The sequence below is a fragment of the Nostoc sp. ATCC 53789 genome (assembly GCF_009873495.1).
GTDB lineage: Bacteria > Cyanobacteriota > Cyanobacteriia > Cyanobacteriales > Nostocaceae > Nostoc > Nostoc muscorum_A.
In genome coordinates this window covers 5728325-5739786 of record NZ_CP046703.1, presented here as the reverse complement: position 1 = coordinate 5739786, position 11462 = coordinate 5728325, and the positions used below count along the sequence as shown (strand labels likewise).

Here is an 11462-nt window from a genome sequence, read left to right as displayed (position 1 = left end):
GTACACGGACATTTTTAATGAGTCGAAAAGGTCAATCTATTACACTGTCGATATCAGAACGCGATAAAGCCGAGCTAGAAGCGATCGCTCGTGAATTCGGTATGATGTGGGGAGAAGAGCCTAACATCTCTAAGTTAATTAAAGCGATCGCTCAACGGAAGTTACTCATCGGTAACAATAACGATTGGAAAGAACCACGCATCAGGGCATTACATAGATGTATCAATGCTTTGACAGACATCGGGCAAATTGAACAAGCGCAAATCATTGCAAACTTACTTCTCGAACGCAGCGAACTATCATTACCGTTGCGAGGCGAAATTGAACGTTTCTTAGAGAATTTGCCCCCATCTTGGCGCTTAGAGATAGACCGCTACATCTTGCGCGAACAACCCTTTCAGCTTTCCTATCAAGATGCAACTGGACGTTTATTAAACTTTACGGTTCGCCACGCCAAAGTAGCACCCCACGAAAAGCGACAATATCTTGATTGCTGGTGTGAGGAAACAGAAGGAAATTTTGATATCCCAGAACTGGTTCACAACTGGAGTTTACGATTAGACCGAATTACGGATGCGGCGGTGACTTTAATTTCCGGTGAGTGGCGTACTAATTTGGATGAGATAAAAGTAGAAATGCACTTATTAGCAAATTTGGCTTTTGCTTATCAAGCTAAACCAGAAGATGATATCCATGAATGGCTACCAGATAAACCAAAAGTTCGACGAGTGATTAGGCGAGTATCTAGTACATTTTGGTTTAGCCGCGAAGTTATGCAGTATGCGCCAGATTGTGTAGTGATATTACCTGAAAATGTGCGCGATCGCCTTAAACAAAAACTCCTCACCCTATGCCAGTTATACGATATCGAAACCAGGTCTTAACTCTTTCCCTCTCCGAGTCGGCTACGGTGTACACACAAGTCCAAGTAAACTACTAACAGAAGGAGTATTATATGTAATCGCCCTTTTATCATAGACTTTTCCTAAAGTCATAAAACAGAGGGTATGGTAAAATTCTTACATGGATGAGGATTTTAGCGCTATTTCAAAAATAGTTATCTCTCTATGATAACCTGCGGAATGTGGGCTTGAACTCTATCCGCTCAATTAATTCACGATGTCTCAGCAACAGCGCACCCTCTTAATTGTCGATGATTCCCCAGAAGATCGAGAGCTATATCGGCGGTATTTGTTGCGCGATCGCGAATATTCTTACACTTTCCTAGAAGGAACCCTGGGACAGCAAGGGCTAGAACTTTGCCAGCAACACCAACCAGATGCCATTTTACTTGATTATCGACTGCCTGATATAGACGGACTGGAATTTCTGGCTAAATTGCAAATCTCAACTCAACAGCAGTGCCTACCTGTGATTGTTGTCACAGGGCAGGGCAATGAGGCGATCGCAGTTCAGGCGATGAAAGCCGGCGCACAAGATTATATTGTCAAAGAGCAAATTACCGCACAAGGGCTACAAATAGCAATCAATGGGGCAATTGAAACAGTGCGGCTACGCACCCAACTGCAACAGCGTATTGAACGAGAGCGCGTAGTCGCGCAAATTACCCAGCAAATTCACTTATCTCTGAATCTGGATGAAATTCTTCAGGCAACTGTAGCCGAGGTGCGGCAGTTTCTCCACACAGATCGCGTCCTGGTTTTTCGGTTAAATCCTGGTGGGGATGGGACAGTAGTGGCAGAATCGGTTGGGACAGAGTGGCGATCGCTTCTTTCCTCTACTATCCAAGATCCCTTCCTAGCTGAGACCTACATCACCTCCAATAGACCGCAACTTGTCAGCTACGATCCCGCCTTTATCAAGAATTATATCGAAGGCTATTATCAGGGGCAAGTAACGGCAGTATCGGACATTCATGACAGCAGTATTGACCCATGCCACGGTGAATTGTTGGCACAGTTTCAAGTCAAAGCTCATCTGGTTGTACCAATTCTGCAAGACAACCAGTTTTGGGGATTGCTAATTGCTCATCATTGTACCTCCCCGCGATTTTGGCAGCCTTTAGAAATTGACTTGCTTAAAGAGTTGGCAACTCAGGTGAGTATCGCCTTACGACAGGCAGAACTGTATCAGCAGGCACAGCGTGAGCTAAAGGAACGCCAACAGGTAGAAGCAGAACTACGCCAAAGCGAACAACAGCTGCGATTAGCACTATCAGCTTCTCGGATGGGAACATGGAACTGGAATATCCAAACGGGAAAAATTTCCTGGTCGGATAACCTGGAAGCCTCATTTGGACTGGAGCCAGGAGAGTTTGACGGCTCATTCGAGATGTTTGCCGCGCGAGTCCACCCTGATGATCGCGATCGCGTTCTAGCAGTCGTCGATCGTGCCATCGCCACCGGAGAAGACTATGACATTGAATTTCGAGTGGTATATCCTAATGGTACTATTCGGTGGGCACTCAGTCAGGGTAAGGTATTTTACGACCAACACGGACAACCGATTCAGATGGCGGGTATCGATCTCGATATCACCGAACGCAAACAGTCAGCCGAAACTCTGCGCGAGAGTGAGGAACGTTTTCGGCAGCTTGCAGAAAATATTGATGCGGTGTTCTGGATCAAAGAAGTATTGGAAAATCGAGTTAGCTATGTTAGTCCTGCATATAAACGCCTGTGGGGATTGAACCCGCAGGAATTGTATCAAGGACAACAAGCATGGGTCGATCGTATCCACCCAGAAGATCGAGAAGCGACAGACAGAGCGTTTCATGAAAAAGCTGTCGCAGGTAACTTTGATGAAGAATACCGGATTATTTTACCCGATGGTAGTATTCGCTGGGTTCACGATCGCTGTTTTGGGCTTCGAGATGAAACAGGAGAGATTTATCGTTTTGCAGGTATTGCCGAAGACATCAGCGAACGGAAACAGGCAGAACAAGCCCTGCGAGACAGTGAAGAACGCCTGCAAATGGCACTGGAAGGTTCTGGTGGCGGTCTATGGGATTGGAACATTGTTAGCAATGAAGATTATTTAAGTTCACGATGGCTGGAAATGCTGGGATATGAGCAAGGAGAGCTACCTGGGCACTTTAACAGTTGGGAGCGACTGATTCATCCTGACGATAAAGTTTGGGTGATGGAACGGTTGAATGCCCATCTTCAGGACGATTCGGTGTCTTACAAATTTGAATATCGGATGTTAACCAAGTCTGGGGAGTGGAAATGGATTGCCAACCACGGAAAAGTGGTTTTGCGTGATCGACAGGGCAATCCACTCCGAATGGCAGGCATCCATTTTGATATCACCGATCGCAAACAGGCAGAGCTTGCTTTGCGCCAGAGTGAAGAATTTAAGAACCGTATTTTAGATAGTAGTTCTGACTGTATCAAAGTATTAAGCCTCGACGGGCGGCTGCTGTATATGAATACAGGTGGACTATGTTTGATGGAAATTGACGACTTAAATTCCTATCTCAATACTGAATGGCTCTGTTTCTGGAAAGGCAGCTATCAACAACAAGCAGAGCAAGCACTCGCTGCCGCTAAAACAGGTGAAGTCAACATTTTTCGCGGATACTGCCCAACTGTAAAAGGCACTCCCAAATGGTGGGAAGTGGTCGTTAGCCCGATTCTGGATGCTTCCGGGCAACTAGAACGAATCTTGTTGATTTCACGAGACATCACCGATCGCAAAAAGATAGAACTCCTCTTGCAGGAGAGCGAAGCCCGGTTAAAATTGGCGTACAAAGCGACGCAATCGGGATTATGGGACTGGGACATTATCCACAATAGCGCTCATGTATCTGAAGAGTACGTCAATCTGTTTGGGCTTGACCCAACCACAAAGGAAATCACCTATGAACTGTGGTTAAGTCTCCTGCACCCAGACGATCGCATCTCAGCTAATGAAGGGGTGAGTCGCACCATCCAGCAACAGGAAGAGTACTATGAAGATGACTTCCGCACTATACATCCTGATGGCATTCGCTGGTTAGCGGCTAGAGGTCAGGTTTTCTATGATGCTGCGGGCAATGCGGTACGGATGGTGGGTAATGTACAGGATATCACCGATCGCAAACAAGCTGAAATCCAACGCGATCGCCTATTTCAGCTAGAGCAAGCAGCCAGAGCCGAAGCCGAACGCGCCAATCGGATCAAAGATGAATTTTTGGCGGTTCTCTCCCATGAATTGCGATCGCCTCTCAACCCAATTCTCGGCTGGACAAAACTGCTGCAAACCCGTAAATTTAGTGAAACCAAAACAGCTGAAGCTTTAGCCACCATTGAACGCAATGCCAAACTGCAAACTCAACTGATTGATGACTTGCTGGATGTTGCCAAGATTCTGCGCGGCAAACTCACCATAGATGCTGCACCTGTGAATCTGGCATTTATTATTGAATCTGCGATCGACACGGTAACTACAGCAGCCATTGCCAAATCAATTTCGTTGCATCCGGTGCTGCCAAATATTGGGCAAGTCTCTGGAGATTCCAACCGCTTGCAACAGATCGTTTGGAATTTACTTTCCAATGCTATCAAGTTTACCCCCAAGGGAGGACGGGTTGAAATCCGATTAGAGCAAGTAGATGAGCAGGCACAGATTATCGTCCGTGACACTGGTAAAGGCATTAACCTTGAGTTTCTCCCGTATATTTTTGAGTCATTCCGTCAAGAAGATGTTTCAATTACTCGCAAGTATGGCGGGTTAGGATTGGGATTAGCGATCGTCCGGCAGTTGGTTGAGGCTCACGGCGGCACCATCATGGCTGACAGTCCGGGTGTTGGCTTGGGAGCCACCTTTACAGTCCAGTTGCCACTGCTGAATCTTCAACCAGAAATCAAGCAGACAGATGAGTTGCCACAACCAGGACTTGAACTCACGGGAATTAGAGTTCTGACAGTGGATGATGACCCCGATGCCCGTGAGCTATTAACAGTATTGCTTACTGAATACGGAGCTACAGTCTTGACTGTTGCTTCTGCGGCAGAAGTGTTAGCAAACCTGGAGTCCTTTCAACCCGATGTGTTAGTCAGTGATATTGGGATGCCTGAAGTCGATGGTTATTCCTTGATTCAACAGATCCGAACTTTAAGCCCCGAAAAAGGCGGAAAAATTCCTGCGATCGCTTTGACTGCTTATGCCAGAGTTGATGATTACCAGCGAGCCATAACCAGTGGCTATCAACGCCACGTTACCAAGCCCCTCGATCCAGAAGAGTTAGTTCAAGCTGTGGTAGCACTCGCACAGATCAAGATTGGCAAATCGGAATCATCACAATGAATGTGGCTCCCTGTCCCGGTTCGGAAACACAATGTAATGTGCCTTTGTGTTTTTCAGCCACAATTTGATAACTAATAGAAAGTCCCATTCCTGTACCTTTGCCGACAGCTTTTGTCGTAAAGAATGGATCAAATAATTTTTGCTTGATATGAGCAGGAATTCCGGGGCCATTATCTGCAATTTTAATGACAACTTGTTTGTTTTCTGCCAGGTAAGTGCTAATCGTAATAGTAGGAGTTAAGGTTTGGTCTTGAGCGTTCGCTTCTTCTAAGGCATCAATGGCATTGCTCAAAAGATTCATAAACACTTGATTGAGTTGTCCGGCATAGCATTCGACTAACGGTAACTCTCCATAAGCTTTGACAATCTCAATGCCTTGAGAATCAGGTTTAGCTTTCAGTCGATGTTGCAGAATCATCAGTGTGCTATCAATGCCCTCATGAATATTGACTTCTTTCATCTCGGCTTCATCCATGCGCGAGAAAGTGCGTAGAGAGACAACAATTTTTTGAATGCGTTCTGCTCCAATTCGCATGGAATAAATAAGTTTGGGTAAGTCTTCTACTAAAAACTCCAAGTCCATCGCTTCGGCTTCTTCTTGAATCTCAGAGTCGGGAATTGGGTAATATTTCTGATAAAGTTCCAGGAGTCTCAGAATATTTTTGGTGTATTCATTTGCATGGCTAAGATTGCCGAAGATAAAGTTGACTGGGTTGTTGATTTCATGGGCAACACCTGCCACAAGTTGCCCCAATCCTGACATTTTCTCGGATTGGATCATCTGGGTTTGGGTGTGCTGGAGTTGTTGCAGGATTTGCTCTAATTCTGCTGTGCGATGATTCAATTGGACTTCGGCGCGTTTGCGATCGCTAATGTCAAAGCTTGTGCCAATCACCCGGTAAATCTGTCCCTCAGTATTCTTGAGTGGGTTGAAGTTGATAAACCACCAGGTTTCCTGCCCATCAAAGGTTAGGCAATGCTCATAATAAAGGGGCATTCCCGTTCTGGCGCACTCAGCAAGCCGTTGTTGGATAGTCTGGGCCTGTGCTGCCCCAAGGACTTCAGTGGGCGTTTTGCCTACGGCATCAGCACTACGAATTCCAGAGGCTCGTTCCGCAACAGCGTTCCATCCGGCGTAATGGAAGCGATCGTTATCCAACACATCCACAACAAAGATGACTATTTCGGCTCCGTTGTAAATGCTGCTCAGAAACTCCTCTTTCTCTTGAAGTGCGGCTTCCGCTTGTTTGCGTAAACGAAGCTCGTCGTAGACATCGCTAATATCAATCACCACCCCATCCCACACAATCAAGCCATCAGCTTGCAGTTCTGGTCGAGAAACACATTGAATCCATTTGATTTTGCCTGAAGGAGTCACAATTCGCCACTCGTGACTAAAAGGCGTTAACATTCGACCAGAATCAGCAACTAACTGTCCCAGCATTGGGGAATCGTCTGGATGCGCCATGAGGTGAATGTTGTGTACCCCTGCCATCACTGCCTTTGGATCAACCTCATACAGGTCATAGCAACCCGAACTGACGTAGGGTGTCCAAAAAGAGCCATCGGTAGCCAGACAGAATTGGAATACCATGCCTGGAATATTGTCAACCACCTTCTGGAAGCGGGCTTCACTGGCACGCAGTTCTACCAGTGTTTGTTGTGTCTGCTCATAAAGTCGGGCATTTTCTAGAGAAATAGCGGCTTGAGTACATAACAGGTTAAGCAGTTCGACGCGATCGCTAGTAAATGCCCCAGTCGTCAAGTTATTCTCCAAATAAAGGATACCTGCGAATTGACCCCGATGGAGAATCGGATTACACAAGATGCTTTTTGGCTGTTGGCTCAAAATGTAAGTATCGCTGGCAAAGACTGGATGATTAGTGGCATCCGCCAACACCACAGGTTGTAAGGAATGTTTGACGTGATAAATCACTCTCAGAGGAATGTCGTGGCTTTCCTCCACTGGAATTCTTTGCAGAACAATGGGTTGAGTATTAACGCTGACAGTCCCTTTAATCAACAAGCGATTGTCCCGCAGCAGCATTAACACGCATTTTTCTGCCCCAGCATTTTCAATTACTATCTGAAGCAGCATCATTAGGAGTTTTTCTAATTCAATTTCACCAGAAAGAGTTTGAGAGGCTTTGAGAATGGTTGCCAAATCGAGCGATTCTGTAATATTGCTGGAGCTAGAGGTTTGAGTCGAATGAAAAGATGGGGCAAAAATTGTGTTAGATGCACTAAGTAATGGTTGCGGGTGTTGCACAATTGCGGTCAAAAGCTGAGGATAGCGCTGTTCCAAGTCAGTTACTTTGGCTTTAGCTCCCCAACGGGCGTAGCAGTAATATGCTTCTTGCATATATGCTTGGGCGAGTTTTTCTTTGCCCCATTCGAGGTAGAATTTGCCTGCGAGTTCATTGCTTAGTGCTTCTTCTTGAATATATGCATTTGCTTTGGCGGATGCGATCGCGCGATCGTAGTAATCCATTGCTTCATACATTCGCCCCAACACCCGATACTGCTCTGCTTCCACCAAATAAAATTTGTGTAAATGGTTTGTAGGGGCGTGGTTTGCCCATTCTTTGAGCTTCTTTTGGTTGCCAACAACTTCCTGGGGCAAACTATTACATTCCTTACCTTGAGCATTGGATAATATCGCCAGACGAGTTAATGAATCGTAAAAGTGAAACACCGGAATCATGAAACAACCGGATACACCATGTAAATATTGTTTGGCATTAACTGCCACTTTTGTTGCTTGTTCCCACTCATTGAACAAGTAACAAAGAATTAGTTTATTAATATACAGTGTTCCCATTGCATAGAGATCGTTCGCCTGCTGATGCTTGGGCAACATCATTTCTTCGTCATAAACCACACCTTTAATTTCCCAAGGACACTTACTCTGTCCCAGTAAATTTAAGACAGATTGGTAAAAGACTCTTAGGTAATTGTGAGCAACTTCCTGTTTAATTTGAGCCAATGCCTGACTGTAAACCTTCATCTCTGGTTCTAAGATTGACAAATCTTTGCCGAGAAAATAGGACAGCGAACAATAATTGTAGGCACAGTAAGCAGCATATTCTAAAGTACCCATCTCCAGACCGCTATGGTATCCGTCAAGCAAAGGAGCGAGTGAATTTTGAATATGATGTTTCCAAGGCTTCACGAAAGGATAAACCATGTTAATCGTGCTGGCTTTAAATTCTCTACTCTCGAAGCGTGATAGTAGTCCCATTGCCAGTTGACCAACGCGATCGCCTAAATCTATTTCTCCAATACCGCACAGAATGACTCCATACCAAGCATAAGCCTGTGCTGATACCCCAGCATTACCATAAGCAACCGATAACCTCACCTGCTTGCACACGATTAACGGCAGCAATTCTGGAACCGCTTGATAGACTGCTGCTGTTACAGTCGCTAAAATTCGGATCACTGCCAGACCTCGGAGGTCTTTCATCTCAGGCAGTTCCAACAAATCTTCTAAATGTTTTCCTTTTAATATATCTTGAGTCTGTTGCAAACTTTCAGTAATATCTGCATCAGTTGGCTGCTCTGGAAACGACACTCCAAATAATTTCAAAGCAGAAAGAGCGGTTTTAATGGCTTTGGGTTGCTGACTCTGAGCGACATCAGCCAAAATTCTCACTTCATAGACTTTCACTTTGTCTAGTAATTGACGAGCATTTTGCAGTACCTCATCAACTATCTGCTCCATTTGCCCAAAGTAACCGCTCAGACAGGTTAATTCTGCGGCTAAATCATGTAGAGCCAACGTTAGCTCATAGCATTGCTGCCAACAATTTGCTGTGAGAAGTTGTATGCCTTTAGTGGTGTATTCAATTGCTGCAACGTAAGCGGTTGCAGATTTTGCTTTTTGGGCAGCAGCTAGATTTAGCTTCGCTAATGTCTCCCGTTCTGTTTCTAAGACAATTAAATCGGCTCCTTTATTTAATTGATTAACAATCTCGAAGATTTTTTCCTCTTTTTTCGTTTCGTTTATTACACTTAAAAGCAATTGCCCAATTTTTAAGTGCATCAGTTGTTTTTGGTTATCGGGGATGAGTGAATAAGCAGCTTGTTGGACGCGATCGTGCAGAAATTTGTAGAAAGCAATCACCTGATTATCTGCTTCGATCTGTCCATTCTCCTCAATCAACAATTCTGATTTTGACTGATAAAACTTGTAAATATCATTGCTGGGAATTACTAATCCTTCCTGAAGGGCTTTCCATAAGTCAGTAGCAGTTTCAGCTTGAGACTTTTCATAGACAATTGCCAGTGTTGCTAAATCAAAAGAGTTACCAATACATGCTGCGAGTTTCAGGACATTTTGAGTGGCAACTGGCAACTTCTGTAACTGCATTGCCATAAACTCTACCACGTCATCTCTCAGAGAGAGCAATTGCACATCACTAATATCACACTGCCAATGCCCAGCTTGAGGATCAAACTCAATAGCTCCTTCTTCATGTAGCGCCTTGAGAAACTGTGTGCTGAAAAAGGGGTTTCCTTGAGTTTTTTGATAAACTAGCTGGGTTAAAGGTTGAGCGATCGCTGCTGGACATTGCAATGTATCTGTAACTAGCGAATTTAAACTTTCTTGACTCAAGGGAGCCAGTGTGATTGTATTGACTGTAGTGCCAGCTTTCTTGATTTCTTCTAACGTCAATATCAACGGATGAGCAGGCGACACTTCATTATCACGATATGCACCAATCAATAACATGAAGCCGCTTTCTCTTTGTCCGATCAATACCTTAATCAAGTTTAGTGATGCTGAATCTGCCCACTGTAAATCATCCAAAAACATCACCAAGGGATGTGTAACTGTAGTAAATACTTGAATAAATTTTTGGAACAACAGATTAAAACGGTTCTGAGAAGCATTACCTGATAGTTCCACCACTGGGGATTGTTGCCCAATAATCTCCTCTAACTCAGGAATCACATCGATAATTACTTGGGCATTTTCCCCCAACGCTGTCAAAATCTTCCATTTCCATTGCTTTAATTGGGTGTCACTTTCGCCTAACAACTGCCCCATTAAGTCACGGAAGGCTTGGACAAAAGCACTAAGGGGAATGTTGCGGTTGAACTGGTCATACTTGCCTTTAATAAAGTAGCCTCGTTGCCGGACAATGGGTTTATGTACTTCATTCACCACTGCCGTTTTACCAATGCCGGAGAACCCCGCCACTAACATGAACTCCGATGTCCCACTGGCAACCCGCTCGAATCCTTCTAGTAGTATTTTAACTTCTTGCTCTCTGCCATAGAGTTTTTCTGCCATTATGAAGCGATCGCTTACATCTCGCTTTCCAATGGAGAAATGCTCAATTTTTCCTATTTCTTTCAGTTGTTCTATGCACAGATGCAAATCCTGCTTTAGTCCCAACGCAGTCTGGTAGCGGTCTTCGGCATTCTTCGCCATCAGCTTGTGAATAATTTCTCCCACAACCAAAGGGATCTCAGAGTTGACATCGCACACATTAGGAGGAAGTTTTGCAATATGACAATGCACTAATTCCATCGGGTCTTGAGCATCAAAAGGCACTTTTCCTGTCAGTAGCTCAAAGAAACTTACTCCCAATGAATAGAAGTCGCTGCGGTAATCAATCCCCCGATTCATGCGTCCTGTCTGTTCTGGTGATAGATAAGCTAGAGTCCCTTCCAGGACATTTGGATTTTGGATTTCGGTGGTTTCTCTCGGTAACAAGGAGGAGATGCTGAAGTCTATCAGCTTTAACACTTTGGTGTCTGGGTGAATCAGGATATTAGCGGGTTTAATGTCTTTATGAATTACCCGTTGTTGATGTAGCTGGTGCAGAATATCTGTTAGTTGTAGGGCTATAATTAGAAATTGCTCTAAGTGTTGCGGCTGTTCCTTAATAAATTGCCGCAGTGAGATGCCACCAAAATCTTCCATCACCAAAGCATAGCCATTATTATAGGGTTCTAGGCTGTAGGGCTTAATAATCCCAGGAATCTCTAGGTTTTTGGCTAGGGCATATTGGTTGCGAAACTGTATGAGTTCACTAAAGCTGGGGTACTCTCGTTTTAAAAGCTTAATTACAACTGCTTGGTTATCTGCTTCTCTGACCGCGCGATATACAAGTGTACGTGAACCTGAGTATAGTTGCTCTCTAATTTGGTAGCCTGACAGTGTTACAGTTACATCCACTTTTGCGCTCATCACTTTTTCA

3 protein-coding genes are annotated in these 11462 nt (G+C 44.6%); 2 read left to right on the top strand and 1 reads right to left on the bottom strand.

The window, feature by feature from the left end; genetic code table 11:
• The first annotated feature begins 17 nt into the window (after positions 1 to 17).
• Both GJB62_RS23695 and GJB62_RS23690 read left to right on the top strand, forming a co-directional pair.
• Entirely contained in the window at positions 18 to 884 is an 867-nt protein-coding gene (locus GJB62_RS23695) for a WYL domain-containing protein (protein ID WP_114082637.1), read from the top strand.
• A gap of 235 nt (positions 885 to 1119) precedes the next feature.
• The gene (locus tag GJB62_RS23690; protein WP_114082638.1) at positions 1120 to 5250 is read left to right on the top strand and encodes a PAS domain-containing protein; all 4131 of its coding nucleotides are present in this window, start codon (positions 1120 to 1122) and stop codon (positions 5248 to 5250) included.
• On the opposite strand, the gene GJB62_RS23685 is transcribed toward GJB62_RS23690, so the two are convergent.
• Entirely contained in the window at positions 5219 to 11452 is a 6234-nt protein-coding gene (locus GJB62_RS23685; protein ID WP_114082639.1) for an AAA family ATPase, read from the bottom strand. The two genes, GJB62_RS23690 and GJB62_RS23685, sit on opposite strands and share 32 nt — an antisense overlap.
• Between the last annotated feature and the right edge of the window lie 10 nt (positions 11453 to 11462).

What these genes read in the sequence shown, in the direction of transcription:
- GJB62_RS23695 (WP_114082637.1), top strand. Translation starts at nt 18, where the DNA reads ATGAGTCGAAAAGGTCAATCTATTACACTGTCGATATCAGAACGCGAT.
- GJB62_RS23690 (WP_114082638.1), top strand. Translation starts at nt 1,120, where the DNA reads ATGTCTCAGCAACAGCGCACCCTCTTAATTGTCGATGATTCCCCAGAA.
- GJB62_RS23685 (WP_114082639.1), bottom strand. Translation starts at nt 11,452, where the DNA reads ATGAGCGCAAAAGTGGATGTAACTGTAACACTGTCAGGCTACCAAATT.